The sequence below is a fragment of the Massilia sp. CFBP9026 genome, from assembly GCF_034045165.1.
Classification (GTDB): domain Bacteria; phylum Pseudomonadota; class Gammaproteobacteria; order Burkholderiales; family Burkholderiaceae_D; genus Telluria; species Telluria arenae.
The window spans coordinates 48,677-75,511 of record NZ_JAXCWH010000005.1 but is presented as its reverse complement, the minus strand read 5'-3'; the positions used below and the strand labels follow the sequence as shown (position 1 = coordinate 75,511).

Here is a 26,835-nt window from a genome sequence, read left to right as displayed (position 1 = left end):
AGTGCGCGAATTATCCCTCAACTCCCATCTGCGTGGCGCATTTGTTTATTTCCCGCTTAAGCTGGCACCTGTTGTTCAATATCTATTCGCACAGATCATGAAATGGATCTTGCCGATATATTTCACAAATATTGTTGCACAGCTATATACTTGGCGGTAAACCTCGAACACTTGCCAGTTGGTTAAGAAAGATCCCGATCATGTCCAGCCCCGATCCCGCCGTCCAGTTATCCGTGTTGGGTAGCCAAGATGACGAGGCCTTGCCGGCGCGGCAGTTCCGCGCCATCGCCGAACTGGGCGGCGACGTGGCCTTCGCCATCGCGCTGCCGGCGCGCCGCCTCGCGTATCTCAGCCCCGCCTTCGGCGCGCTGAGCGGTTTCGACGGCGAGGCGCTGCAGCGCGCGCTCGACGGCGACGGCGTCTCGCCCCTGGCGCCGCTCGCGGCCTGGCTGCGCGAGGCGGCCGGCGGCGCGCCCGGCGCCCGCAGCCAGCGCGAGTTCGACCTGTTCGACGCCGAAGGCCGGCCGCTGGCGCTGGAAGGATTGGCCACGGTGCTGGCCGACGCTGCTCCGACCCTGGTCGGCCAGCTGCGCGACCTGTCGGCGCGGCGCGGCCATCAAAGCGAGCAGAAGCGCTTTGCCAGCATGCTCAACCACGAATTCCGCACCCCGCTGGCCACCATCGACGGCGCCATCCAGCGCCTGGAGGCGACCTCGAGCCACGCCGACGAGGCCACACGTACGCGCTATCGCAAGATCGGCGCCGCGGTCGATCGCCTGATCGCGATGCTCGACGAATACCTGTCGCCGGACCGCATGGCCGCGCTCGGTCGGGCGCGCCAGCCGAACACGATCACCGTACGCGACCTGGTCGAGAGCGGCGCCACCCAGATCCGCGCGGCCGGCCGCGAAGCCGCGCTGCGGCAGGAAGAACTCCCACTGACCCTGCGCGGGGAACCGGAAGGCCTGCGGCTGGCGCTGAAGGTCCTGATCGATAACGCACTGGCGTTTTCGCCGCCGTCGGCGCCCGTGATCCTGCGTGCGCGGCGCAGCGGCGGCGGGGTCGAGCTGGCGGTGATCGACGGCGGCGCCGGCGTGCCGCTGGAAGACGTGGCGCGGGTCTTCGGCAAGGGCTACCGCGGCCGCAACGCCGCCGGCCTGGCCGGCAGCGGCCTCGGTCTTTACATGGCGCGCTCGATCGTCGAGGTGCATGGTGGTGTGCTGAGCCTGGCGCCGGGAACGGAAGGCGCAGGCGCCGAATTCCGCCTGTGGATGCCTGCTTTGGCCTTATAGAGGAACAACTCCTTGCTTCATACAGGCTCAGCAACGATAATCGGACCGCAACCCGGCAAGGATAACGCTACCATTGGTATCATTGTCGGGTTAAAGAACACTATGGCCAAGGCATGACCCAGATACTGATTGTTGAAGACAATGGCGAGTACGCCGACGACATGGCCGAGTTCCTGAAGGAGCTCGACCATGACGTGACGATCGCCAGGACCGCCAGCGAAATGTGGGCGGCGCTGACGCGCACCCCGGCCGCGGTGGTCGTGCTCGACCTCGGCTTGCCGGACGAAGACGGTTTCAATGTGATCCCGCGCATGCGCCAGCTCTACCCCGAGATCGGCTTGCTGGTCTTGACCGGCCGGGTGGCGTTCGACCACCGCATCCTGGGCCTGCGCCTGGGCGCCGACCATTATTTGACCAAGCCGATCAAGTTCCCCGAACTGGCGGCCCACATCGAAGCCCTGGACCGCCGCGTGCGACCGCCCGATCCGGCCCCGACCCCGAGCAAGTGGACCTTGCGCGTGAGCGCGCGCCAGCTCGAGCTGATGGGCAAGGTGATCGACCTGACCGAAAAAGAGTGCAATTTCCTGCACCTGTTGACGATCAACACCCGTCCGGTGCCGCGTCACGTGATCGTGGCCGGCATGGGCGGCGAAGACCCGGACGCCAGCCGTCGGGTCGACATGTTGGTCTACCGCCTGCGCAAGAAAGCCCGCTCCGGCCTCGGCCAGGACCTCCCCCTGCGCAGCGCCTACGGCGAAGGCTACAGCCTCTCCGCCGGCTTCACCCTCTCCTAATTAGGGTCAGAGTAGAATTATTGGCCAATAGCCACTCGGACAATTAGGGTCAGAGTAGAATTATTGGCCAATTTCTTTGGTAATCTTGCCATTCTTACCCAAATTTACGCAGAATTGCTTGGCTTTGATTGCTCCGGGCTTCTGTGTCAAATAAATGGGGACAGAGTCAGCGCTGATTCGCCGTGGCTTGCGATTAATTAGGGACAGAGTCGATTTCTATTGTAGAATCGCCTGCTCAACATTTGAGCAGACGCCATGGCACGCCAACCACGACTCATCGTTCCCGAGCAACCGCACCACGTCATCCAGCGCGGCAATAACCGCCAAGTGATCTTTCGCGAGGAGGCTGACTACCAGCGCTTCCTGGTGTGGCTCAAGGAAGGCGCCAAGTTCTACGATGTGGCGATTCACTCTTATGTCCTGATGCCGAACCACCTGCACTTGCTGGCCACGCCCAGCGACGCCACTGGCCTGGCGCTGATGATGCAGAAGGTGGGCCGGCTTTACGTTCCCTGGTTCAATCACAAGTACGAGCGCAGCGGCGGCCTGTTCGAAGGGCGTTTCCGCACCTCGCTGATCGATTCGGACCGCTATTTCATGACCTGCAGCCGCTATATCGAGCTCAACCCGGTACGCGCACAGCTCACGGTGGCGCCAGAGAACTATCCCTGGTCCAGCTACGCCCACCATGCCGGCATCCGCACCGACACCCTGGTCGCCGATCATCCGCTGTTCTGGGCACTGGGCAATACGCCGTTCCAGCGCGAGGCGGCCTATATCGACATGGTCCGGCAAGGCCTCAGCACGGAAGAGGTCGATTTCATCACGATCGCGATCCTCAAGAACCAGCCGCTCGGCTCGCTCAGCTTCAAGACCGAACTGGAGCAAAAAACGCAACGTCAGATCCTGCCGGCCAAGCGTGGACGCCCCTTTAATCTGCCATTACCGCCGCTTTCAGCAGCCTGAAGCGCGCAATTCCCGACACAACGGCACGGTTATTCGTGCCGTTTTTTTGCCAAAAATTCCAATAACATCAACGGCTTAGCATCGAATCAACTGATTGTGAACAGCCTCGATTGACTCTGTCCCCAATTAATCACCAAGACAAAAAGTTGTCAAACAATTCGACTCTGACCCTAATTATTCTGGTTGACGGGGCATTTTGCAGTGCACTATTCTCGGCGTTCGACCCCCGAAAAGTTGTGGAGAATGCCTCATGATTGCCCAAGGTTTGTATGACCCAGCCAATGAACACGATGCCTGCGGGGTCGGATTCATCGCCCATATCAAGGGCAACAAGAGTCATTCGATTATCGAACAGGGTCTGCAGATCCTGAAGAACCTCGACCACCGGGGCGCTGTCGGCGCCGATGCGCTGATGGGCGACGGGGCCGGCATCCTGATCCAGATCCCGGACCAGTACTTCCGCGACGAGATGGCCAAGCAGGGCGTCGAACTGCCGCCGCCCGGCGAATACGGCGTCGGCATGGTGTTCCTGCCGAAAGAGCATGCCTCGCGCATCGCCTGCGAACAGGAAATCGAACGCGCCGTGCGCATCGAAGGCCAGGTTGTGCTGGGCTGGCGCAATGTGCCGGTCGACGAGACCATGCCGATGTCGCCTTTCGTGCGCGCCAAGGAACCTGTCATCCGCCAGATCTTCATCGGCCGCGGCCCGGACATCATGGTCACCGATGCGCTCGAACGTAAGCTCTACGTCATCCGCAAATCGTCCGGCCACGCGATCCAGGCCCTCAAACTCCTGCACGGCAAGGAGTTCTTCGTGCCGTCGATGTCGGCGCGCACCATCGTCTACAAAGGCCTGCTGCTGGCCGACCAGGTCGGCGTCTACTACAAGGACTTGCAAGACCCGCGCTGCATCTCGGCCCTGTCCCTGGTCCACCAGCGCTTTTCGACCAATACCTTCCCCGAGTGGCCGCTGGCCCACCCGTATCGCATGATCGCCCACAACGGCGAGATCAATACCGTCAAGGGCAACTTCAACTGGACCCGCGCGCGCGAAGGCATGCTCAAGTCGGCCGTGCTGGGCGAAGACCTGAACAAGCTGTTCCCGCTGATTTATGAAGGCCAGTCCGACACCGCCTGCTTCGACAATGCGCTCGAACTGCTGGTGATGGCCGGCTATCCTGTGGCCCAGGCGATGATGATGATGATCCCCGAAGCCTGGGAAAACCACACCGCGATGGACGACAACCGCCGCGCCTTCTACGAATACCACGCGGCGATGATGGAACCATGGGACGGCCCGGCCGCCATGGCCTTCACCGACGGCCGCCATATCGGCGGCACCCTGGACCGCAACGGCCTGCGTCCGGCGCGCTACGTCATCACCGAGGACGACCTGGTCGTGATGGCCTCCGAATCGGGCGTGCTGCCGATCCCCGAATCGCGCATCGTCAAGAAGTGGCGCCTCCAGCCGGGCAAGATGTTCCTGATCGACCTCGAAGCCGGCCGCATCATCGACGACAAGGAACTGAAAGACAGCTTCGCCAACGCCAAGCCCTATAAGGCCTGGATCAAGTCGGTGCGCATCAAGCTCAATGAAATCAAGCTGTCCGAGTCACAACTGATGGCCGGCCGCGCCAAGGATGCGCAAGGCGAAAAGCACGCCCTGACCCTGCTCGACCGCCAGCAAGCTTTCGGCTACACGCAAGAAGACCTGAAATTCCTGATGGCGCCGATGGCCGTGCTGGGCGAGGAAGCCACCGGCTCGATGGGCAACGATTCGCCGCTGGCCGTCACCTCCAATAAACTGAAGCCGCTGTATAACTACTTCAAGCAGCTGTTCGCGCAAGTGACCAACCCGCCGATCGATCCGATCCGCGAAAGCATGGTGATGTCGCTGGTGTCCTTCATCGGCCCCAAGCCGAACATCCTGGACACCAACAACGTCAATCCGCCGATGCGCCTCGAAGTGGCGCAGCCGATCCTCGGCTTCGACGATATGGCGCGCCTGCGCGCCATCGGCCAGCACACCGGCAGCAAGTTCAAGGCCTATGAGCTGAACATCTGCTATCCGGTCGCCTGGGGCAAGGAAGGCATCGAAGCCTCGCTCGCCTCGCTGTGCGCCGAAGCGGTCGACGCCGTTAAGTCGGGCCACAACATCCTGATCGTGTCGGATCGCCGCCTGTCGCCCGACCTGGTCGCCATCCCCGCGCTGCTGGCCACCTCCAGCGTCCACCAGCACCTGGTGGCGAAGGGCCTGCGCGCCTCGACTGGTCTCGTGATCGAGACCGGCTCGGCGCGCGAGACCCACCACTTCGCCCTGCTGGCGGGCTACGGCGCGGAAGCCGTCCACCCCTACCTGGCGCTGGAAACCCTGGCCGAACTGGCCCACAGCCTGCCGCACGAAATGTCGGCGGAGACCGCGAGCTACAACTACATCAAGGCGATCGGCAAGGGCCTGCTCAAGGTGATGTCGAAGATGGGCATCTCCACCTATATGTCCTATTGCGGCGCGCAGATCTTCGAGGCCGTGGGCCTCAACAAATCGCTGGTCGACAAGTACTTCAAGGGCACCTCGTCGAACGTCGAAGGCATCGGCCTGTTTGAAGTGGCCGAGGAAGCGCTGCGCCTGCACGCCCTGGCCTTCGGCAACGATCCGGTGCTGGCCAATGCGCTGGACGTCGGCGGCGAATATGCCTTCCGCGTGCGCGGCGAAGACCACCTGTGGACGCCGGACGCGATCGCCAAGCTGCAGCACTCGACCCGTTCCAACAACTTCTCGACCTATAAAGAGTACGCCCAGCTGATCAACGACCAGACGCGCCGCCACCTGACCCTGCGCGGCCTGTTCGAGTTCAGGATCGACCGCGACAAGGCGATCCCGATCGAGGAAGTCGAACCGGCCAAGGACATCGTCAAGCGTTTTGCTACCGGCGCGATGTCGCTCGGCTCGATCAGCACCGAAGCCCACGCCACGCTGGCGATCGCGATGAACCGCATCGGCGGCAAGAGCAATACCGGCGAAGGCGGCGAGGATCCGGCGCGCTACATGAACGAATTCAAGGGCATCGCCATCAAGAAGGGCGAGACCCTGGCCTCGCGCCTGGGCGCCGACCGCGTGATGGTCGACATCCCGCTGGAAGAAGGCGATTCGTTGCGCTCGAAGATCAAGCAGGTGGCCTCGGGCCGCTTCGGCGTCACGGCCGAATACCTGAACGCGGCCGATCAAATCCAGATCAAGATGGCGCAGGGCGCCAAGCCGGGCGAGGGCGGCCAGCTGCCGGGCCATAAGGTGTCCGAGTACATCGCCTCCCTGCGCTTCTCGGTGCCGGGTGTCGGCCTGATCTCGCCGCCGCCGCACCACGACATCTATTCGATCGAAGATCTGGCCCAGCTGATCCACGACCTGAAAAACGCCAACCCGCGCGCCTCGATCTCGGTCAAGCTGGTCTCGGAAGTCGGCATCGGCACCGTCGCCGCCGGCGTCTCGAAAGCCAAGGCCGACCACGTGGTGGTCGCCGGCCATGACGGCGGCACCGGCGCCTCGCCGCTGTCCTCGGTCAAGCACGCCGGCACGCCGTGGGAGCTGGGCCTGGCCGAGACCCAGCAGACCTTGGTGCTCAACGGCCTGCGTAGCCGAATTCGGGTTCAAGCAGATGGACAGATGCGCACCGGCCGCGACGTCGTCATCGCCGCCATGCTGGGCGCCGATGAAGTGGGTTTTGCTACCGCGCCGCTGGTGGTCGAAGGCTGCATCATGATGCGCAAATGCCACCTGAATACCTGCCCGGTGGGCGTGGCCACGCAGGATCCGGTATTGCGCGCCAAGTTCCAGGGCAAACCCGAGCACGTCGTGAACTACTTCTTCTTCGTCGCCGAGGAAGCGCGCCAGATCATGGCCCAGCTGGGCATCCGTACCTATGACGAGTTGATCGGCCGCGCCGACCTGCTGGACAAATCGAAGGCGATCGGGCACTGGAAGGCGCAGGGCCTGGACTTCTCGAACATCTTCTACCAGCCGCAGGTCGACTGTCGCAGCGCCCTGTATCACACGGGCGAACAGGATCACGGCCTCGACAAAGCCCTGGACCACAAGCTGATCGCGCAAGCCAAGGCCGCACTGGAGAAGGGCGAGCGCGTCTCGTTCATCTCGCCGGTCAAGAACCTGAACCGCACCGTCGGCGCCATGCTGTCGGGCGAAGTCGCCAAGCGCTATGGACACGCCGGCCTGCCGGACGACACCATCCACATCCAGCTGCAGGGCACCGCGGGCCAGTCGGCGGCGGCCTTCCTGGCCGGTGGCATCACGATCGACCTGGTCGGCGAAGGCAACGACTATGTCGGCAAGGGCCTGTCGGGCGGCCGCATCATCGTGCGTCCGAACACCGAGTTCCGCGGCTGGGCGGTGGACAACATCATCGTCGGCAATACCGTGATGTATGGCGCGATCTCTGGCGAAGCCTTCTTCAACGGCGTGGCCGGCGAGCGCTTCGCGGTGCGTAACTCGGGCGCCATCGCGGTGGTCGAGGGCTGCGGCGACCACGGTTGCGAATACATGACCGGCGGTACCGTCGTCGTGCTGGGCGAGACCGGTCGCAACTTCGCGGCCGGCATGTCGGGCGGCGTGGCCTTCGTCTACGATCCGAAAGGCGAGTTCGCGGGCCGCTGCAATACCACGATGGTCAACCTGGAGCCGGTGCTGTCGGCCAAGGATCAGTGCGACCCGGCGGCCTGGCACAGCCAGACCCGCAATGGCGAGCGCGAATGCGACGAAGTCATCCTGCGCCGCCTGATCGAGCGTCACTTCAAGCACACCGGCAGCACGCGCGCGCGCAATCTGCTGGATGACTGGGCCAATAGCCGCAGCAAGTTCGTCAAGGTGTTCCCGACCGATTACAAGCGCGCCCTCGAGGAGATGCACAACTCGAGCATGGAAGAAGCGAACGATAAGATTGAGTTGGCGGCCTGAGACCGCGGAACTTGGGTCCCCGCCTGCGCGGGGATGACCGTGGTGTCGATCACCGCAGCGAACAGATTAAGGAATAAACGTGGGCAAAATCACCGGCTTCATGGAATTCGCACGGCAGGAAGAGGAATACCTCGACCCGCCCGTCCGTCTCAAGAACTACAAGGAATTCGTCGTCACCCTGACCGATGGCCAGGCCAAGGTACAGGGCGCGCGCTGCATGGATTGCGGCATCCCCTTCTGCAACACGGGCTGCCCGGTCAACAATATGATCCCGGACTGGAACGACCTGGTCTTCCATGGCAACTACCGCCATGCGCTGGACAATCTCCACTCCACCAATAACTTCCCCGAGTTCACCGGCCGCATCTGCCCGGCGCCGTGCGAATCGGCCTGTACCCTGGGCATCAACAACGACCCGGTCGGCATCAAGTCGATCGAGCGCAAGATCATCGACACCGGCTGGGAACATGGCTGGGTGGTGCCGCAGCCGCCGAGCGTCAAGACTGGCAAGAAGGTCGCCATCGTCGGCTCCGGTCCTGCCGGCCTGGCCGCGGCCCAGCAGCTGGCGCGCGCCGGCCACGACGTGACGGTGTTCGAGAAGAGCGACCGCATCGGCGGCCTGCTGCGCTACGGGATCCCCGACTTCAAGATGGAGAAGGACCTGATCGACCGCAGGGTGGAACAGATGCAGGCCGAAGGCGTGACCTTCCGCACGGGTGTCCTGATCGGCAAGGACTTCCCGGCCACGGTCAGCAATATGGCGCGCGAGACCATCTTCCCGGAAGACCTGGAAAAAGACTTCGACGCCGTGATCCTGGCCGGCGGCGCCGAGCAGCCGCGCGACCTGCCGGTGCCGGGCCGCCAGCTGAAAGGCGTGCACTACGCGATGGACTTCCTGCCACAGCAGAACCGGGTCAACGCCGGCGACAAGGTAAAAGACCAGATCAAGGCCACCGGCAAGCACGTGGTGGTGATCGGCGGCGGCGATACGGGCTCGGACTGCGTCGGGACCTCGAACCGCCACGGCGCGCTTTCCGTCACCCAGTTCGAACTGATGCCGCAACCGCCGGAACAGGAAAACAAGCCGCTGGTCTGGCCTTACTGGCCGACCCGCCTGCGCACCTCGTCCTCGCACGAGGAAGGCTGCGAGCGTGACTGGGCGGTGGCGACCAAGCGCCTGGAAGGCAAGGGCGGCAAGGTCGAGAAACTGATCGCCTGCCGCGTCGAATGGAAGGACGGCAAGATGGCGGAAGTTCCGGACAGCGAATTCGAACTCAAGGCCGACCTGGTGTTCCTGGCGATGGGCTTCGTCTCGCCGGTGCAGCAGGTGCTGGACGCCTTCGGCGTGCAGAAGGACCCGCGCGGCAATGTGCGCGCCGCCACCGAAGGCGACAACGCCTACGAGACCTCGAACCCGAAGCTGTTCGCGGCCGGCGACATGCGCCGCGGTCAGTCGCTGGTGGTGTGGGCGATCCGCGAAGGCCGCCAGTGCGCGCGTTCGGTTGACGAGTTCCTGATGGGCGTCTCGAGCCTGCCGCGCTAATCACGCAATGAGACCTCAGTGGCGGCCGCGCAAGGCGGCCGCCACCGCCTTCGCTCCCGCATCGATCTGCGCCTCGTCGAAGGCGGCGAAGCCCATCACCAGCGACGGCGCCAGCCGCGCCTGCGCGCAATAGCGCTCCAGTGGAAACGCCGTCAGGCCGGCCGCGGTCAGGCGCTGCCAGGCGTCACGTTCTTCATGCGCCAGCAGCCGCGTCACCACGTCCAGCCCCGCCGTGACCGGCGGCACCGCGATCAATCCCTGCCAATGCGCGTGCGCCGCTGCTTCGAAGGCCGCGGCGCGGCCGGCGTACACGCGCCGCATGCGCCGCACGTGGCGGTCGAAGTGGCCATCGTCGATGAAATCGGCCAGCACCGCCTGCGACAGGGCGTTGGCATTGCGCGCGGCCAGCGAGGCGGCGCGGGTAAACGGGTCGACCAGCTGCCAGGGCAGGGCCACGAAGGCCAGCCGGATCGCCGGGAACAGCAGCTTGCTGAAGGTGCCGGCCAGGACCACGTGCGACTCGGCCCCTTCCATGCTGCGCAGCGCCGGCACCGGCTTGGCGGCGAAGCGGTATTCGCTGTCGTAGTCGTCCTCGAACACGATGGCGCCGCGCTCGCGCGCCCAGTGCAATAGCGCCAGCCGGCGTTCGGGCGACAGCGCCATGCCCAGCGGTGCCTGGCGCGCCGGCGTCACATAGGCCAGGCGCGCATCGGGCGCCGCCGCCAATGCCTCGTGCACCCGCATGCCGTCCTCGTCGAGTGCGACGTCGACTACCCGCGCGCCGTGCGCGTGCATGGCCTGGCGCGCGCCGGGATAGCCGGGATCTTCCATCCACACCGCCTCTCCCGGCGCCACCAGCAGCCGCAGGCAGATGTCGAGCGCCTGCTGCACGCTGCCCAGGATCACGATCTGGTCGGGCGAGACCGCCACCCCGCGCGCCAGGTCCAGGTGGCGCGCGATCGCGGCGCGCAGCGGCGCCAGGCCGGCGGCTTCGTTCTCGGACAGGATCGCCAGTTTCGACGCGCGCAGGTGGCGTCCGTGCAGGCGCCGCCACAGGTCGATGGGAAAGCCGCGCACATCGCAGCGGTGTGGATGGAAGGCGGGAGGCAGGCCGCTGCCGGGACGCAGCGGGAAGGCGGGGGACTGGTCGCCGACGTTGCGCAGCCAGGGGCCGCCGGGCTGCAAGCGGGATGGTTCTTCCAGCACGCGCACCGGGGCCGGCCCGGCCTGCAGGCTGGCGTCCGGCAGCACCCGGCTGACCCGGGTGCCGCTGCCGCGCAGCGCCTGCAGATAGCCCTCGGACAGCAGCTGGTCATAGGCTAGCTGCACGGTGCCGCGCGCCATCGCGTATTGCTGCGCCAGTGCGCGCGTGCCGGGCAGCAGGGCGCCTTCCCCGAGACGGCCATCGAGAATCGCCTGGCGCAGGCTGCGGTACAGCCAGCGCTGCAGCGTTTCGCCGGGCGCCGGTGCGCCGAGCGCTAGCGCGCGGCGGCTCGATCGTGTGGTGGGTGCCTCTGTCATGGGAAGTGGATCAATCGTTTGTGAGAGGACTGGCTCAATACATCAGTCCAGTCTACCCCCAGAATCCTTGCATCGACAACCCACCCCCAAGGAGACCACCATGATCCAGAACGTCATCATCGCCGGCAACGGCTTCGCCGGCCTGTGGGCCGCCATCGCCGCCGCGCGCGCAGCCCACGTGGCCGGCAAGTCGGACGAGCTGGCCATCACCGTGGTGTCGCCAGTCGCCGAGCTGCACATCCGTCCGCGCCTGTACGAGGCCTCGCTGGACAATATGGCGCCCGAACTGGGCCCGCTGTTCACCGCCGTCGGTGTGCGCCACGTGGCCGGCCGCATCGAGAAAGTCGATGCCCAGGCGCGCCAGGTCGCGGTGATGCTCAACGACGGTAGCCACACCACCTTGCCCTACGACCGCTTCGTGCTGGCCACCGGCAGCCAGGTGGTCACGCCGAACGTGCCGGGCCTGGCCGAGTATGGCTTCAACGTCGACCAGCTGCAACAGGCCGAAAGGCTGGAGCGTCACCTGCAAGGCTTGGCCGCGAGGCCGCAAAGCGAGGCGCGCGACACGGTGGTGGTGGTCGGCGCCGGCTTCACCGGCCTCGAGACCGCCACCGAGATGCCGGAGCGTCTGCGCGCCATCCTGGGCCAGGACGCCAGGGTGCGGGTGCTGATGCTGGAACACGCGCCGGTGGTCGGCCCGGAACTGGGCGCCGGCCCGCGTCCGGTGATCGAAGAGGCGCTGCGCGAAGTCGGCGTCGAGGCCATCACCTCGGCCGGCGTGGCCGCGATCGGCGCCGGCGGCGTGGTCACCTCGGACGGCCGCAGCTTCCCCGCCGCCACCGTGATCTGGACCGCCGGCATGCGCGCCAACCCGCTGGCCGAGCAGCTGGGCGGAGAGGTCGACCGTTTCGGCCGCGTGCACGCCGATCCCTACCTGCGGGCGCCGGGCGCGGACGGCGTCTACGTCACCGGCGACGTGGCGCGCGCCGCCACCGACGACGAAGGCAATGTGGCCGCGATGTCGTGCCAGCACGCGCTCAGCCTGGGCCGGGTAGCCGGCTACAACGCGGTGGCCGAACTGGTGGGATTGCCGTTGCACGCCTACAGCCAGCCGAAATACGTGACCTGCCTGGATCTGGGCCCGTGGGGCGCCTTGTATACGGAGGGCTGGGATCGCCAGGTGAAGCTGACCCGCGAGGAAGGCAAGGCGCTCAAGCGCGCCATCAACACCGAGTGGATCTATCCGCCGGCCCCGGACCGCGACGCCGCCTTTGCCCTGGCGCGTCCCGACCACGTGATCGTTCCCTGAAGATGAGCGGATGCTCTTCAACCTGACCCCGAGAGACCCCATGAACATCCTGCACATCAGCGCCAGCCCGCGCGGCCCGCAAGCCGCCAGTCGCGAACTGTCCAACCACGTCGTCGAACGCCTGCTGGCGCGCCATCCCGGCGCCACGGTCACGCTGCGCGAACTGGCCGGCGTGGACGAGGAACCGGCGCTGCCCCACATCGACGCCGGCTATGCGCTGGCCCTTTCCAGCGCCGCCAACGAGCCGGGCGTCGACGGCGCGCAACTGCGCTCCGACGGCCTGATCGAGGAACTGGTGCGCGCCGACATCGTGGTGATCGGCACCCCGATGCACAACCTCACCGTACCCTCGACCCTGAAATCGTGGATCGACCACGTGGTGCGCATCAACCGCACCATGCGTCCGACGCCCGAAGGGAAGGTGGGCAACCTGCCCGACCGCCCGGTCTACCTGGCGCTGGCCAGCGGGGGCATCCGCACCGGCGAGCGGGCGCGCCAGCCGGACTTCCTCGAACCCTATCTGCGCGCCATCCTGGCGATGATCGGCCTGAAGGACGTGACGGTGTTTTCGGCCGAAGGGCTGGCGCTGGGCGCGGAGCGGGCGGCCGAGGGACGCGCGCGCGCCTGGAGCCAGGTGGAACGCCATTTCGGCGGCTGACCGGGATGTAGATTGCGTTGACAAAATAGCGACAGAGTATTGCATATTCTGTCACTTGCTATTTCGTCACATCGGCCCCAGATTATGGTGCGGCGCAAAAAGCGTGGCTTACCAGGCCAGTAATTAGGGGGAGCTTAAACCGGCTCCTTCGGGCCTTTTTTGGATGCAGCTTATTGATACAATTCAATAATACCAATATTGTGAAACATACATATATCAACAAAAACAATGGCTTATGAGCTGAATTAGCTGACTCATTAGTTATTAGTGTTGTAATAGTACGTCGCCGCCTGGGGGTAAAATCGGGTCCCCCAAGCAGGTAAATAGCTTTCTGCACTACAATACCGGATTCCCCAAACACTAATTATGCTGTGTCGAACCTAGTCGAAATCCGCGATCTGCATTTTGCTTACGGTGAGCGTTCCATCCTGTCGAATCTCCGTATGGACTTCCCACGTGGCAAGCTTATTGCCGTCATGGGCGGGTCGGGTTGCGGCAAGACCACGGTGCTGCGCCTGATTGGCGGGCAGATCCGTCCCCAGCGCGGCGAAGTGCGCATCGGCGGTGAAGTCGTGCACCAGCTCGATACCGAGGGCCTGTACCGCCTGCGCCGCCGCATGGGCATGCTGTTCCAGTTTGGCGCGCTGTTTACCGACCTGTCGGTATTCGACAATGTCGCCTTCCCGCTGCGCGAGCACACCGACCTGCCCGAGGAACTCATCCGCGACCTGGTCCTGATGAAGCTCAACGCCGTCGGCCTGCGCAATGCGCACCGCCTGAAACCGGCCGAGATCTCGGGCGGCATGGCGCGCCGCGTGGCCGTGGCGCGCGCCGTGGCCCTGGACCCTGAACTGATCATGTACGACGAGCCGTTCGCCGGCCTCGATCCGATCTCGATGGGCGTGACCGCCAACCTGATCCGCAACCTCAACGACGCGCTGGGCTCGACCTCGATCCTCGTCTCGCACGACGTGCACGAGTGCTTCGCGATCGCCGACTACGTGTACTTCATGTCCGCCGGCAAGATCGTGGCCGAGGGCACGCCGGACGACCTGCGCGTTTCGGAAGACCCCTACGTGAAACAATTCGTCAATGCCGCCCCGGATGGTCCGGTGCCCTTCCACTATCCCGGCAAGTCGCTGGCCGACGACCTGGGCCTGGGAGCGCGCAAATGATCGCCCGCGTCCTCGGCCTGGTCGGCTGCACCGTGCGCGAAGGCTTCGCCGGCCTTGGCTTTGCCGTGCGCTCTTTCTTTAGTGTCTTGAAGGTATCGCCGGGCGCTTTCCGCCGCCCCGGATTGATTTCTGAGCAGATCCATTTTATTGGCAACTATTCGCTCGTGATCATCGCCGTGTCCGGCCTGTTCGTCGGCATGGTGCTGGGCCTGCAGGGTTATTACACGCTGAACCAGTATGGCGCCGAGCAGATGCTGGGCCAGGTGGTGGCGCTGGCGCTGGTGCGCGAACTGGGCCCGGTCGTGACCGCGCTGCTGTTCGCCGGCCGCGCCGGCACCTCGCTGACCGCCCAGATCGGCCTGATGAAGGCCGGTGAACAGCTGTCGGCCATGGAAATGATGGCCATTAACCCGGTGCAGCGCGTGCTGGCGCCGCGCTTCTGGGCTGGCGTGATCGCCATGCCGGTGCTGGCCACCGTGTTTTCGGCGGTGGGCGTGCTCGGTGGCTACATCGTCGGCGTGAAACTGATCGGCGTGGATGAGGGTTCGTTCTGGGCGCAGATGCAGGCCGGCGTCGATGTGCGAGCTGACGTACTGAACGGCGTCATCAAAAGCTTTATATTTGGCATCGCAGTGACCTTTACCGCCCTGTTCCAGGGCTACCAGGCCCAGCCGACGCCAGAAGACGTGTCGCGCGCAACGACGCGCACGGTCGTGATTGCATCGCTGCTGGTCTGGGGGCTGAATTTCGTCATGACGGCCCTGATGTTCAATAAATAAGTTTAATAAACGGTTAAAACGGTTACTGTAGGGTATTCAAAATGCATCGCAAAACTATCGACGTCTGGGTCGGCCTGTTCGTTCTGCTGGGCCTGGCCGCGCTGCTGTTCCTGGCTTTCCAGGCAGGAAACATGAGGTCTCTGTCGTTCGGCCAGACGTATTCGGTCACGGGCCGTTTCGACAATATCGGCGGGCTCAAGCCGCAGGCGCCGGTCAAGAGCGCCGGCGTGGTGGTCGGTCGCGTGGGTGAGATCACCTTCGACGACAAGAGCTTCCAGGCATCGGTGCGCCTCGATATGGAGTCTGAATATAAATTCCCTAAAGACAGCTCGCTGAAGATTTTGACGGCTGGCTTGTTGGGTGAACAATACATCGGCATCGAAGCCGGTGGCGATGAACAAAACCTGGCGGAGGGCGATCGCATCAATCGCACCCAGTCGGCGACGGTCCTGGAAGACTTGATTAATCAATTTATCTACAGCAAGGCTGCAGAAGGAAAGGAAGGTAGTGAATGAACTACGCCGTCACGCTCTCGCACTTGCGCCTCGGCGCCGCCGCCGCCGCCATCCTGGTCCTGACCGGATGTGCTTCCACCGCGAATAATCCACAGGATCCGCTGGAAGGCTATAACCGCGCCATGTTCACCTTCAACGATGCGGTCGACCGCACCGTCCTGAAACCGGTGGCCACCGGTTACAAGAACGTCGTGCCGGGCTTTGCCCAGACCGGCGTTGGCAATTTCTTCGGCAACCTGTCGGATGCCTGGAGCTCGGTCAACAACCTGCTGCAGGGTAAAGCCGAGCAGGCCGGCACCGATTTCGGCCGCGTCGCACTGAACTCGACCTTCGGCATCTTCGGCCTGCTCGACATCGCGTCCGAAGCGGGCATGCAGAAAAGCGACGAAGATTTCGGCCAGACCCTGGGCAAATGGGGCGTGCCAAGCGGCCCCTACTTGATTTTGCCGCTGCTGGGTCCATCTACCGTACGTGATACCGCAGCGTTGCCGGCCGATATCGGCGGTGACATCTGGAAGTACAAGGAGCCGGCCAACTGGCGCAATATCGGCGCCGGCATCCGCGTGATCGATACCCGCGCCAGCCTGCTCGATGCGTCCGGCCTGCTCGAAGACGCCGCCCTCGACCGTTACGAGTTCCTGCGCGACGGTTACCTGCAGCGTCGCCAGAGCCAGGTGTACGACGGCGACGTGCCGCGCCAGAGCGTCGACGAGCAGTAACAACAAGATCAACCGTGCGTGCGGCTGTCGCCGCCGCCAACCGAAAGGAAACCTATGAAGCCATTCATGCACCTGGTCGCCGCCGCCGCCACCGTGGCCTTCTCCACCGTCCTGGTCGCCGCCCCGGTGGCCGCCGCCGAGGCGCCGGACGCGCTCGTCAAGCGCATCAGCAATGAAGTGATCGACAGCGTCAAGGCCGACAAGGACATCCAGTCCGGCAACCGCAGCAAGATCATGGGCCTGGTCAACGAAAAAATCCTGCCCTACGTCGACGCCGAGAAGATGACCCAGCAGGCGGCCGGCCGCCATTGGCGCACGGCCACCCCGGAACAGAAGCAGAAGCTGACCAAGGAGTTCCGTGACCTGCTGGTGTACACCTACGCCGGCGCGCTGTCGACCATCAAGAACGAGACCGTCGAGTTCAAGCCGATGCGCGGCGCGCCGACCGACACCGACGTCGAAGTGCGCTCGCAGGTGAACGTCGCCCGCGGCGAGCCGATCACCCTGAACTACCGCCTGAGCAACGAAAAGGGCAGCTGGAAGATCTATGACGTGAACGTGCTGGGCGCCTGGCTGGTCCAGACCTATACCAGCACCTTCAACAGCGAGATCAGCAAGAACGGCGTCGATGGCCTGATCAAGCGTCTGGCCGACCGCAACGCCCAGCTGGCCTCCAAGCCGCTGGCCGCGCCGGCGAAGTGATCCATCAACATGGCTGAATCCAACCCGATGCTGTCGATCGACGCCCTGACCTTCCTGACCGCCCACCAGGCGCTGGAGCAGGGCGAGGCGGCGATCCGCGCCGGCGAGACCGTGTTCGATCTCGGCGGCGTGCAGGCGGCCGATTCGTCCGGCGTGGCCCTGCTGCTGGCCTGGCAGCGCCGCGCGCTGGATGCCGGCCACCGGCTCACCTTCGTGAACGTGCCGGACAATGTGCAAAAGCTGGCGGCCCTGTACGGGGTCGACACGCTGCTGCCGCAAGCCTGACGACATCGGCGGCCACTGGCCGCCGATTGTTTTTTTGCCTGCCTTTTTGCCTACCCCCTGCGCACCCCGCGCAAATCCCCCCTCTGGCCGCTTGACGTGGCGATTTCACCTATAATGGACCGTTTCACCGCACGGTTCCCACGGTGTGCTTCGGGTCCCATCCCATTTTGCGCGCGCCGCGCCATCCAACAAGCATGACAGCAATCCAGATTGACAGCGTCGAGAAGAGCTATAAAGGCTTCAAGGCCCTGAAGGGCGTCTCCTTGGACATCGAGGAAGGCGAATTCTTCGGCCTGCTGGGCCCGAACGGCGCCGGCAAGACCACCCTGATTTCCACCATCGCGGGCCTGATCCGGCCCGATGCCGGCCACGTGCGCATCCACGGCCACGACGTCGTCACCGACTTCCGCGAAGCACGCAAGCGCCTGGGCGTGGTGCCGCAGGAGCTGGTGTTCGATCCCTTCTTCACGGTGCGCGAAACCTTGCGCCTGCAGTCGGGCTACTTCGGCATCCGCAACAACGACGCCTGGATCGACGAGGTGATGCACAACCTGGACCTGACCGACAAGGCCGACGTGAACATGCGCGCGCTGTCGGGCGGCATGAAGCGGCGCGTGCTGGTGGCGCAAGCCCTGGTGCACCGTCCGCCCGTGATCGTGCTCGACGAGCCGACCGCCGGCGTCGACGTCGAGCTGCGCCAGACCCTGTGGAAGTTCATCGCGCGCCTGAACCGCGAAGGCGGCCACACCGTGGTCCTCACTACGCACTACCTCGAGGAAGCGCAAGCCATGTGCCAGCGCGTGGCCATGCTCCGGCGCGGCAATGTGGTGGCGCTGGACACCATGAGCGCGCTGCTGCGCCGCGTGTCGGGCTCGCAGCTGGTGGTGCACCTGAAATCGGGCGATCTGCCCGAAGGCCTGCGCCACCTGGTATCGCACGATGAGCATACGAACGGCAACAAGTACACGCTGCGTGTGAACGACTACAGCGAGGTCGAGCCGATCCTGGCGCGCCTGCGCGAGAACGGCGCCGTCATCGACGAGATGCAGCTGGAGCAGGCCGATCTCGAGGACATCTTCATCCAGATCATGGAGGAAGGTAAGTAATGTTTTCGATCGGTTTCCGTACCCTGTTCTACAAGGAGTCGCTGCGCTTCTGGAAGGTCGCGACCCAGACCGTGGCTGCCCCGGTGGTCACCGCCATGCTCTACCTGCTGATCTTCGGCCACGTGCTCGACGGCCGGGTCGAGATGCTCGACGGCGTCGCCTACACCTCGTTCCTGATTCCCGGCCTAGTGATGATGAGCGTGCTGCAGAACGCCTTCGCCAACTCGTCCTCGTCGCTGATCCAGTCCAAGATCAGCGGCAACCTGGTCTTCATCCTGCTGCCGCCGCTGTCGCACGCCGAGATCCTGTCCGCCTACGTGCTGGCTTCGGTGCTGCGCGGGCTCGTGGTCGGCGCCGGCGTGTTCATCGTCACCGCCTGGTTCGCCCATCTGGAGTTCGTGGCGCCGGCTTGGATCGTCGTGTTCGCCCTGCTGGGCGCGGCCATCCTCGGCACCATGGGCACGATCGCCGGCATCTGGGCCGAGAAGTTCGACCAGTTGGCGGCTTTCCAGAATTTCTTGATCATGCCGGCGACCTTCCTGGCCGGTGTGTTCTATTCCGTCCAAAAACTGCCGCCTTTCTGGCTGGCTGTCTCGCATTTCAACCCGTTCTTTTATATGATTGACGGGTTCCGCTATGGGTTCTTCGGCCAGTCCGACGTTTCGCCCTGGATCAGCCTGGCCGTCGTGACCGTGTTTTTCGCGGTGCTGACGGGCGTGGCGATCAATCTGCTCAAGCGCGGCTACAATCTGCGCCATTAATAGTACAAAGTTTAACTGGAGTTAACGTGGCGACCACACCCGAACTGATCCACGGCTATATCAGCGCCGGCCTCGAATGCACCCACCTCGACGTGAAGGGCGATGGCCATCACTTCGAGGCCGTGATCGTATCGCCTGCCTTTGCCGGCAAGCGTCCCATCCAGCGTCACCAGATCGTGTACGCGGCGCTGGGCGACCGCATGCGCGAGGAAATCCACGCGCTGTCGATGAAAACCCTGACCCCTGAAGAATTCAAAGGATAAGCATGGACAAGCTCCAGATCGTCGGCGGCAAACGCCTGCAAGGTGATATCTCGGTCTCCGGCGCCAAGAATGCGGCGCTGCCCATCCTGTGCGCCGGCCTGCTGACCGCCGGCGACCTGCATCTGTCGAACGTGCCGCGCCTGCACGACGTACGGACCATGCTCAAGCTCCTGGAAAAGACCGGTCTCAAGGTCACCCAGGATGACGAGAAAGTCACCATGAACGGCAGCGCCATCGACACCCTCGAGGCGCCGTACGAGCTGGTGAAGACCATGCGCGCCTCGATCCTGGTGCTGGGCCCCCTGCTGGCGCGCTTCGGCGAAGCCAAGGTCTCGCTGCCGGGCGGCTGCGCGATCGGCTCGCGTCCGGTCGACCAGCACATCAAGGGCCTGCGCGCGATGGGCGCCGAGATCACGATCGAGGGCGGCTACATCTACGCGAAAGCCAAGAAGCTGAAAGGCGCGCGCATCCACACCGACATGATCACCGTGACCGGCACCGAGAACCTGCTGATGGCCGCCACCCTGGCCGAAGGCGAGACGGTGCTCGAGAACGCCGCGCGCGAACCGGAAGTGACCGACCTGGCCAACCTGCTGGTGGCCATGGGCGCGAAGATCGAGGGCATCGGCACCGATCGCCTGGTGATCCAGGGCGTGGACGAACTGCACGGCGCGCAGCATGCGGTGATCTCGGACCGCATCGAGGCCGCGACCTTCCTGTGCGCGGTGGCGGCCACCGGCGGCGACATCGTGCTGACCAATACCCGCACCGACATCTTCGACGTGGCGCTCGACAAACTGCGCGAGATCGGCCTGCAACTGACCGTGGGTGGCGACACCATCCGCGCGAAGATGGACGGCCGTCCGCGTCCGGTCTCGTTCCGCACCACCGAATATCCGGGCTTCCCGACCGATATGCAGGCCCAGTTCATGGCCGTGAACACGATCGCCGACGGCGCGTCGAAAGTCACCGAGACGATCTTCGAGAACCGCTTCATGCACGTGCAGGAGATGAACCGCCTCGGCGCGCAGATCTCGACCGAGGGCAATACCGCCTTCATCAAGGGCGTTGCGCGCCTGGTCGGCGCGCCGGTGATGGCGACCGACCTGCGCGCTTCGGCCTCGCTGGTGATCGCCGGCATGGCGGCCGAAGGCACGACCCTGATCGACCGCATCTACCACCTCGATCGCGGCTACGACCGGATGGAAGTGAAACTGTCGGCGGTTGGCGCTGACATCGTACGTATCAAGTAAACAGACATGACATTCAATGGCGTAAATGGCGAGCCCCAGCTGATCCTGGCGCTTTCCAAAGGCCGCATCTTCGAAGACACCCTGCCGCTGCTGTCGGCGGCCGGGATCGAGGTGCTGGAAAATCCCGAGACTTCGCGCAAGCTGATCCTCGCGACCAATGACCCCGGCGTGCGAGTGCTGATCGTGCGCGCCTCCGACGTGCCGACCTATGTCCAGCATGGCGCCGCCGATTTCGGCGTGGCCGGCAAGGACGTGCTGCTCGAGCATGGCGGCGAAGGCTTGTACCAGCCGATCGACCTGCGCATCGCCCAGTGCCGCATGTCGGTCGCGGTCAATGCCGGCTTCGACTACGACAAGGCCGTGCGCCAGGGCGCGCGTCTGCGGGTGGCGACCAAGTTCGTCAACACTGCGCGCGAGCACTTCGCCAGCAAGGGCGTGCACGTCGACCTGATCAAGCTGTATGGCTCGATGGAGCTGGCCCCGCTGGTCGGCCTGTCGGACGCCATCGTCGACGTGGTCTCGACCGGCGGCACCCTGCGCGCCAACAACCTGGTCGAAGTCGAAAAGATCATGGACATCTCCTCGCGCCTGGTGGTGAACCAGGCCGCGCTCAAGCTCAAGCGCGAGCGCCTGCAACCGATTCTCGAGGCGTTTGAACGCGCCTCGCAACAACAAGGCTGAAGCACAATCATGGCAGTACAGATCCGCAAGCTCGATTCCACCGCGCCCGACTTCAAGACCACACTCGACGCCCTGCTGGCGTTCGAAGCGGAAACCGATGACGCCATCGAGACCGCGGTCGCGCATATCCTGCGCGACGTGAAGGCGCGCGGCGATGCGGCTGTGCTGGAATATACGAATAAATTCGACCGCATCCCGAACGGCGGCGCGACCTCGATGGGACAGTTCGACATCGGGCAGGCCGAACTCGAACAAGCGCTGGCCGCGCTGCCGGAAGCCCAGCGCGCGGCCTTGCAGGTCGCCGCGGATCGCGTGCGCGTATTCCACGAGCGCCAGAAAGACGCCTCGACCGGCTTCACCTTCACCGAACCCGATGGCACGGTGCTGGGCCAGCGCGTGACGCCGCTGGACCGGGTCGGCATCTATGTCCCGGGCGGCAAGGCTGCGTATCCGTCGTCGGTGCTGATGAACGCGATCCCGGCCCACGTCGCCGGTGTGAAAGAAATCATCATGGTCGTGCCGACCCCGGATGGCGTGAAGAACCAGATGGTGCTGGCCGCCGCCGCGATCGCCGGCGTGACCCGCGTGATCACTATCGGCGGCGCGCAAGCCGTCGGCGCGCTGGCCTACGGCACCGAGACCATCCAGCCGGTCGACAAGATCGTCGGCCCCGGCAACGCCTATGTCGCCGCCGCCAAGCGCCGCGTGTTCGGCACGGTCGGCATCGACATGATCGCCGGTCCGTCCGAGATCCTGGTGCTGTGCGACGGCACCACCGATCCGGACTGGGTGGCGATGGATCTGTTTTCGCAGGCCGAGCACGACGAACTGGCCCAGGCCATCCTGCTGTGCCCGGACGCCGATTACATCGCCAAGGTGGAAGCGAGCATCCACAAGCTGCTGCCGACGATGCCGCGCGCAGCGACGATCACCACGTCGCTGAGCGACCGCGGCGCCCTGATCAAGGTGCGCGACATGGACGAGGCCTGCGAAATCGCATCGTCCATCGCCGCCGAACACCTCGAGATTTCGGCGGTCGAGCCGATGCAGTGGGCCGACAAGATCCGCCATGCCGGCGCCATGTTCCTGGGACGCTTTTCGTCCGAGTCGCTGGGCGACTACTGCTGCGGCCCCAACCACGTGCTGCCGACCTCGCGCACGGCGCGCTTCTCGTCGCCGCTGGGCGTGTACGACTTCCAGAAACGCTCGTCGATCATCCAGGTCAGCGAAGCCGGCGCCCAGACGCTGGGCAAGGTCGCTGCGACCCTCGCCTATGGCGAAGGCCTGCAGGCACACGCCCGCAGCGCCGAGCTCCGTTTGAATCCAGTGCCGCCGCAGGCATCATGACGTCCTGGGTCAACCAGGTATTCTGCGAGGATGCGCTGGCCGGCCTGGCGCGCATCCCGGACGGGTCCATCGACCTGATCCTGACCGACCCGCCCTATAACCTGGGCAAGGACTACGGCAACGCGTCGGACCAGCAAAGCGTCGAGGCGTATCTTGCCTGGACCGAGCAGTGGATCGACGCGGTCGTCCCCAAGCTGAAACCCAACGGCAGCCTGTACATCTTCCTCACCTGGCGCTTCGCGCCAGAGATCTTCGTGATGCTGAAAAAACGCATGACGATGATGAACGAGATCATCTGGGACCGCCGCGTGCCGTCGATGGGCGGCAGCGTGCGCAGCTTCTCGTCGGTGCACGACACCATCGGCTTCTTCGCCAACCGCAAGGATTACTATTTTGACCTGGACGCGGTGCGCATCCCGTATGACGCCGAGACCAAGAAGGCGCGTTCGCGCTCGATCTTTGTCGGCGCCAAGTGGCTCGAAGTCGGCTACAACCCGAAGGACGTGTGGAGCGTGTCGCGCCTGCACCGCGAGCATCCTGAGCGCGCCGACCATCCGACCCAGAAGCCGCTCGAGATCATCGAGCGCATGGTCAAGGCTTCCTGCCCACCAGGCGGCGTCGTGCTCGACCCCTTCATGGGCAGCGGCACCACGGCCATCGCCGCCAAGCGCCTGGGCCGCCAGTACACCGGTTTCGAACTGAATCCCGACTACTGCGCCATCATCGCCGAACGCCTGGCCGCGCCCGAGGTGCCGGTCACCGGGGCGAAGGCAAAAAAACTGCGCAAGGCCGCCAAGGCCGTCACAGCCGTCACCACCACGGAAGAAACATCATGACCGACATCGCCAAACTGATCGAGAACACCATCCGCGCCGACGTGCGCGCCGTGGGCAGCTATCACGTGCCGGACTCGATCGGCTACGTCAAGCTCGACTCGATGGAAAACCCGTACCAGCTGCCCGAGAAACTGCGCGCCGAACTGGGCACGCGCCTGGCCGAGGCGGCGCTGAACCGCTATCCGGTGCCGTCCTACCGCACGCTGAAAGACCGCATCTGCAGCAAGCTGGGCGTCCCGCAAGGCTACGACGTCCTGCTCGGCAACGGCTCGGACGAGCTGATCACGATCCTGGCCACCACCATCGCGCGCCAGGAGCGCGACGCCGGCAGCCGCCGCGCCGTGGTGATGGCCCCGGTGCCCGCCTTCGTGATGTTCTCGCGCTCGGCCCAGTTCGCGGGCGCGGATTTCGTCGGCGTGCCGATCAAGTCCGACTTTTCGCTCGACCTGCCGGCCATGCTGGCGGCGATTGCCGAGCACAAGCCGTCGCTGCTGTTCCTGGCCTATCCGAACAACCCGACCGGCAACCTGTACGATGCCGGCGACATGGTCGCGATCATCGAGGCAGTGGGCGAGCACGGCATCGTGGTGGTCGACGAGGCGTATCAACCGTTCGCCCGGGTCAGCTTCATGGAGCGCCTGCCGCAATACCCGAACCTGGTCGTGATGCGCACCCTGTCCAAGCTGGGCCTGGCCGGCATCCGCCTCGGCTATATGTCGGCCGCGGCGCCGCTGCTGGCAGAGTTCGAGAAGGTGCGCCCGCCGTACAACGTCAATGTGCTCACGCAAGTGGCCGCCGAGTTCGCGCTCGACCACCTGGACGTGCTGGACCGCCAGGCTGGCCTGCTCAACGAGGAACGCACCCGCCTGGCCGCCGCCTTGACGGCCTTGCCGGGCGTGGAAGTGTTCCCGTCGGCCGCCAATTTCATCTCGCTGCGCGTGCCCGATGCCGAGCGCGCCTGCGCGATTCTCCATGGCGAGAAGGTCTTGATTAAAAATTTGAGTAAAATGCATAAATTGCTGGCCAACTGCATCCGCGTCACGGTCAGCACCCCCGAAGAGAACGACCAGTTCCTGGCAGCCCTGAAGACGTCGCTGTAATCCAGCGCCCCTGACGGACACCATTTAATCCAGCCGGCCTCTCCCCAGCGAGAGACCGGCCACGAATGCCCTGAGCAATGACCCGCACCGCCGACATCACGCGCAATACCAACGAGACGCAGATCCGCGTCTCGATCAACCTCGACGGCACCGGCCGCCAGAAGCTCAATACCGGCGTCCCCTTCCTCGACCATATGCTCGACCAGATCGCGCGCCACGGCATGTTCGACCTCGAGGTCGAGGCCGTGGGCGACCTGCATATCGACGCCCACCACACAGTGGAAGACGTCGGCATCACGCTGGGCATGGCGGTGGCCAAGGCGATCGGCGACAAGAAGGGCATCGTGCGCTACGGCCACTCATATGTGCCGCTGGACGAGGCGCTGTCGCGCGTGGTGATCGATTTCTCGGGCCGTCCCGGCCTGGAATTGCATGTGCCATGGACGCGCGCCATGATCGGCGCCTTCGACGTCGACCTGACGGGCGAATTCTTCCGCGGCTTCGTGAACCACGCGGCCGTCACCCTGCACATCGACAACCTGCGCGGCGTGAACGCCCACCACCAGTGCGAGACCGTGTTCAAGGCCTTCGGCCGCGCGCTGCGCATGGCCACCGAGCTGGACCCGCGTGCGGCCGGCATCATCCCGTCGACCAAGGGCAGCCTGTAATCATGGCCAACAAGATCGTCGTCGTCGATGGACTCGGTAACCTGCGCTCGGTGGCGCAGGCGCTGCGCGCCGCCGCGCCCGAGGCCGACGTCCTCATTTCCAGCTCGGCCGCGGATATCGACCGCGCCGACCGCATCGTGCTGCCGGGCCAGGGCGCCATGCGCGACTGCATGAGCAGCCTGCGTGAATCCGGTCTCGAAGACGCGCTGCTGCGCGCCGCCAAAACCCGTCCGATCATGGGCGTGTGCGTGGGCGAGCAGATGCTGTTCGAGGAGAGCGAAGAGAACGAAGGCACTCCCGGCCTGGGCCTGTTGCCCGGCAAGGTAGTGCGGTTCCAGCTGGACGGCAAGCTGCAGGCCGACGGCTCGCGCTTCAAGGTCCCGCAGATGGGCTGGAACCGGGTGCGCCAGGCGCGCCCCCACCCGCTGTGGGAAGGCGTCGAGGACGGCAGCTATTTCTACTTCGTGCATAGTTACTATGCGGCGCCGGGGAACGCGGACGACGTGATCGGCGAGACCGATTACGGCAGCCCGTTCTGCTGCGCCGTCGGCCGCGATAATATCGTCGCCACCCAGTTCCACCCCGAAAAGAGCGCCGCCGCCGGGCTGCGCCTGTACCGCAATTTCATACACTGGAATCCATGATTCCAGGTTTTAACCCGCGTTTTAACCCGTCAACCAACCGACAACGACCATGCTGCTGATTCCCGCCATCGACCTGAAAGACGGTCACTGCGTTCGCCTGAAACAAGGCGATATGGACCTCGCCACCGTGTTTTCCGAAGATCCCGCCGACATGGCGCTGCATTGGCTCAAGAAGGGCGCGCGGCGCCTGCACCTGGTCGACCTGAACGGCGCATTCGCGGGCAAACCGAAGAACGAGAGCGCCATCAAATCGATCCTGCAGGTAGTGCAGGAATACGCCGAAGACAACGGCCTGGACGAGATCCCGGTCCAGCTGGGCGGCGGCATCCGCGACCTCGACACCATCGAGCGCTACCTGGACGACGGCATCAGCTACATCATCGTCGGCACCGCCGCGGTCAAGAACCCGGGCTTCCTGCACGACGCCTGCGGCGCCTTCCCGGGCCACATCATCGTCGGCCTGGACGCCAAGGACGGCAAGGTCGCGACCGACGGCTGGAGCAAGATGTCGGGCCACGAAGTCATCGACCTGGCCAAGAAATTCGAAGGCTATGGCGTCGAATCGATCATCTACACCGACATCGGCCGCGACGGCATGATGGCCGGCGTGAACATCGAGGCGACCGTCAAGCTGGCGCGCGCGGTGAAGATTCCCGTGATCGCCTCGGGCGGCGTGCACGTGCTGGCCGACGTCGAAGCGCTGTGCGCGGTGCAGGACGAAGGCATCGAAGGCGTGATCTGCGGCCGTTCGATCTACGAAGGCACGCTCGACCTGGCCTCGGCCCAGGAACGCGCCGATGAACTGACGGAAGGGGCGCAGACCTGAACACGTCGTTCCCGCGCAGGCGGGGACCCAAGTTTGCATGCTGAGTGGTACTGAATGCATTTCCACTATGCGTAAAACTTGGGTCCCCGCCTGCGCGGGGATGACGGTTTTTGGGTCAACGCAGAG

Annotated in this window: 25 protein-coding genes; 24 read left to right on the top strand and 1 reads right to left on the bottom strand. The window is 64.6% G+C overall.

Annotated features, from left to right (window positions below):
* Nucleotides 1-200: 200 nt before the first annotated feature.
* From SOM28_RS13605 to SOM28_RS13585, 5 genes are all read left to right on the top strand, one after another.
* On the top strand, nucleotides 201-1,292 hold the full coding sequence (locus tag SOM28_RS13605) for a sensor histidine kinase (RefSeq protein ID WP_229415043.1): 1,092 nt from the start codon (nucleotides 201-203) through the stop codon (nucleotides 1,290-1,292).
* 113 nt (nucleotides 1,293-1,405) lie between these two features.
* Complete coding sequence (locus SOM28_RS13600) at nucleotides 1,406-2,086, top strand: response regulator transcription factor (protein ID WP_123071179.1); 681 nt, start codon at nucleotides 1,406-1,408, stop codon at nucleotides 2,084-2,086.
* Nucleotides 2,087-2,341: 255 nt separating this feature from the next.
* Entirely contained in the window at nucleotides 2,342-3,052 is a 711-nt protein-coding gene (locus SOM28_RS13595; RefSeq protein WP_320468435.1) for a transposase, read from the top strand.
* A 250-nt stretch (nucleotides 3,053-3,302) separates the two neighbouring features.
* Nucleotides 3,303-8,018 (top strand): glutamate synthase-related protein, encoded by a 4,716-nt coding sequence (locus tag SOM28_RS13590; protein WP_123070201.1) that lies wholly within the window; start codon nucleotides 3,303-3,305, stop codon nucleotides 8,016-8,018.
* A gap of 79 nt (nucleotides 8,019-8,097) precedes the next feature.
* Entirely contained in the window at nucleotides 8,098-9,561 is a 1,464-nt protein-coding gene (locus tag SOM28_RS13585; protein WP_320468434.1) for a glutamate synthase subunit beta, read from the top strand.
* A 15-nt stretch (nucleotides 9,562-9,576) separates the two neighbouring features.
* On the opposite strand, the gene pdxR is transcribed toward SOM28_RS13585, so the two are convergent.
* Nucleotides 9,577-11,082, bottom strand: a complete 1,506-nt coding sequence (pdxR, locus tag SOM28_RS13580) for a MocR-like pyridoxine biosynthesis transcription factor PdxR (protein WP_320468433.1) — start codon at nucleotides 11,080-11,082, stop codon at nucleotides 9,577-9,579.
* A gap of 100 nt (nucleotides 11,083-11,182) precedes the next feature.
* Between pdxR and SOM28_RS13575 the strand changes: the two genes are divergently transcribed.
* The 19 genes from SOM28_RS13575 (at nucleotide 11,183) to hisA (ending at nucleotide 26,709) form a co-directional block, all read left to right on the top strand.
* Complete coding sequence (locus tag SOM28_RS13575) at nucleotides 11,183-12,391, top strand: NAD(P)/FAD-dependent oxidoreductase (RefSeq protein ID WP_320468432.1); 1,209 nt, start codon at nucleotides 11,183-11,185, stop codon at nucleotides 12,389-12,391.
* Nucleotides 12,392-12,431: 40 nt separating this feature from the next.
* The gene (locus SOM28_RS13570; RefSeq protein WP_320468431.1) at nucleotides 12,432-13,049 is read left to right on the top strand and encodes an FMN-dependent NADH-azoreductase; all 618 of its coding nucleotides are present in this window, start codon (nucleotides 12,432-12,434) and stop codon (nucleotides 13,047-13,049) included.
* Nucleotides 13,050-13,420: 371 nt separating this feature from the next.
* Nucleotides 13,421-14,224 carry an ABC transporter ATP-binding protein gene (locus SOM28_RS13565; RefSeq protein WP_147933575.1) on the top strand — a complete coding sequence of 268 codons (804 nt, stop codon included), beginning with the start codon at nucleotides 13,421-13,423 and terminating at the stop codon, nucleotides 14,222-14,224.
* Nucleotides 14,221-15,003 (top strand): lipid asymmetry maintenance ABC transporter permease subunit MlaE, encoded by a 783-nt coding sequence (gene mlaE / locus SOM28_RS13560; RefSeq protein ID WP_123070207.1) that lies wholly within the window; start codon nucleotides 14,221-14,223, stop codon nucleotides 15,001-15,003. Before SOM28_RS13565 ends, mlaE begins: the two co-directional genes overlap by 4 nt.
* 41 nt (nucleotides 15,004-15,044) lie before the next feature.
* Nucleotides 15,045-15,518, top strand: coding sequence for an outer membrane lipid asymmetry maintenance protein MlaD (gene mlaD / locus SOM28_RS13555; RefSeq protein ID WP_123070208.1), 474 nt, complete (start codon nucleotides 15,045-15,047; stop codon nucleotides 15,516-15,518).
* A complete protein-coding gene (locus SOM28_RS13550; protein WP_123070209.1) occupies nucleotides 15,515-16,237 on the top strand; it encodes an MlaA family lipoprotein in 723 nt (240 codons plus the stop codon). Before mlaD ends, SOM28_RS13550 begins: the two co-directional genes overlap by 4 nt.
* Nucleotides 16,238-16,291: 54 nt before the next feature.
* The gene (locus tag SOM28_RS13545; RefSeq protein WP_123070210.1) at nucleotides 16,292-16,939 is read left to right on the top strand and encodes an MlaC/ttg2D family ABC transporter substrate-binding protein; all 648 of its coding nucleotides are present in this window, start codon (nucleotides 16,292-16,294) and stop codon (nucleotides 16,937-16,939) included.
* Between the two features lie 9 nt (nucleotides 16,940-16,948).
* On the top strand, nucleotides 16,949-17,224 hold the full coding sequence (locus SOM28_RS13540; protein WP_123070211.1) for an STAS domain-containing protein: 276 nt from the start codon (nucleotides 16,949-16,951) through the stop codon (nucleotides 17,222-17,224).
* Between the two features lie 194 nt (nucleotides 17,225-17,418).
* Nucleotides 17,419-18,330, top strand: a complete 912-nt coding sequence (locus SOM28_RS13535; RefSeq protein WP_320468430.1) for an ABC transporter ATP-binding protein — start codon at nucleotides 17,419-17,421, stop codon at nucleotides 18,328-18,330.
* Nucleotides 18,330-19,091: an ABC transporter permease gene (locus tag SOM28_RS13530; protein ID WP_320468429.1), complete on the top strand. Its 762-nt coding sequence runs from the start codon at nucleotides 18,330-18,332 to the stop codon at nucleotides 19,089-19,091. The genes SOM28_RS13535 and SOM28_RS13530 overlap by 1 nt, the downstream gene beginning before the upstream one ends.
* A gap of 26 nt (nucleotides 19,092-19,117) precedes the next feature.
* Complete coding sequence (locus SOM28_RS13525) at nucleotides 19,118-19,354, top strand: BolA family protein (protein WP_109345839.1); 237 nt, start codon at nucleotides 19,118-19,120, stop codon at nucleotides 19,352-19,354.
* A 2-nt stretch (nucleotides 19,355-19,356) separates the two neighbouring features.
* On the top strand, nucleotides 19,357-20,607 hold the full coding sequence (gene murA / locus SOM28_RS13520; protein WP_320468428.1) for a UDP-N-acetylglucosamine 1-carboxyvinyltransferase: 1,251 nt from the start codon (nucleotides 19,357-19,359) through the stop codon (nucleotides 20,605-20,607).
* Nucleotides 20,608-20,613: 6 nt separating this feature from the next.
* The gene (gene hisG, locus SOM28_RS13515; protein WP_123070214.1) at nucleotides 20,614-21,288 is read left to right on the top strand and encodes an ATP phosphoribosyltransferase; all 675 of its coding nucleotides are present in this window, start codon (nucleotides 20,614-20,616) and stop codon (nucleotides 21,286-21,288) included.
* 9 nt (nucleotides 21,289-21,297) lie between these two features.
* Nucleotides 21,298-22,635: a histidinol dehydrogenase gene (gene hisD, locus SOM28_RS13510; protein WP_320468427.1), complete on the top strand. Its 1,338-nt coding sequence runs from the start codon at nucleotides 21,298-21,300 to the stop codon at nucleotides 22,633-22,635.
* Nucleotides 22,632-23,471 (top strand): DNA-methyltransferase, encoded by an 840-nt coding sequence (locus SOM28_RS13505; RefSeq protein WP_123070216.1) that lies wholly within the window; start codon nucleotides 22,632-22,634, stop codon nucleotides 23,469-23,471. The genes hisD and SOM28_RS13505 overlap by 4 nt, the downstream gene beginning before the upstream one ends.
* A complete protein-coding gene (gene hisC / locus SOM28_RS13500; protein ID WP_320468426.1) occupies nucleotides 23,468-24,571 on the top strand; it encodes a histidinol-phosphate transaminase in 1,104 nt (367 codons plus the stop codon). Before SOM28_RS13505 ends, hisC begins: the two co-directional genes overlap by 4 nt.
* 77 nt (nucleotides 24,572-24,648) lie before the next feature.
* Nucleotides 24,649-25,239, top strand: a complete 591-nt coding sequence (gene hisB, locus SOM28_RS13495; protein WP_109345845.1) for an imidazoleglycerol-phosphate dehydratase HisB — start codon at nucleotides 24,649-24,651, stop codon at nucleotides 25,237-25,239.
* A 2-nt stretch (nucleotides 25,240-25,241) separates the two neighbouring features.
* Complete coding sequence (gene hisH, locus SOM28_RS13490) at nucleotides 25,242-25,883, top strand: imidazole glycerol phosphate synthase subunit HisH (RefSeq protein WP_123070218.1); 642 nt, start codon at nucleotides 25,242-25,244, stop codon at nucleotides 25,881-25,883.
* Between the two features lie 49 nt (nucleotides 25,884-25,932).
* Nucleotides 25,933-26,709 (top strand): 1-(5-phosphoribosyl)-5-[(5-phosphoribosylamino)methylideneamino]imidazole-4-carboxamide isomerase, encoded by a 777-nt coding sequence (gene hisA / locus SOM28_RS13485; protein WP_005664401.1) that lies wholly within the window; start codon nucleotides 25,933-25,935, stop codon nucleotides 26,707-26,709.
* Nucleotides 26,710-26,835: the final 126 nt, after the last annotated feature.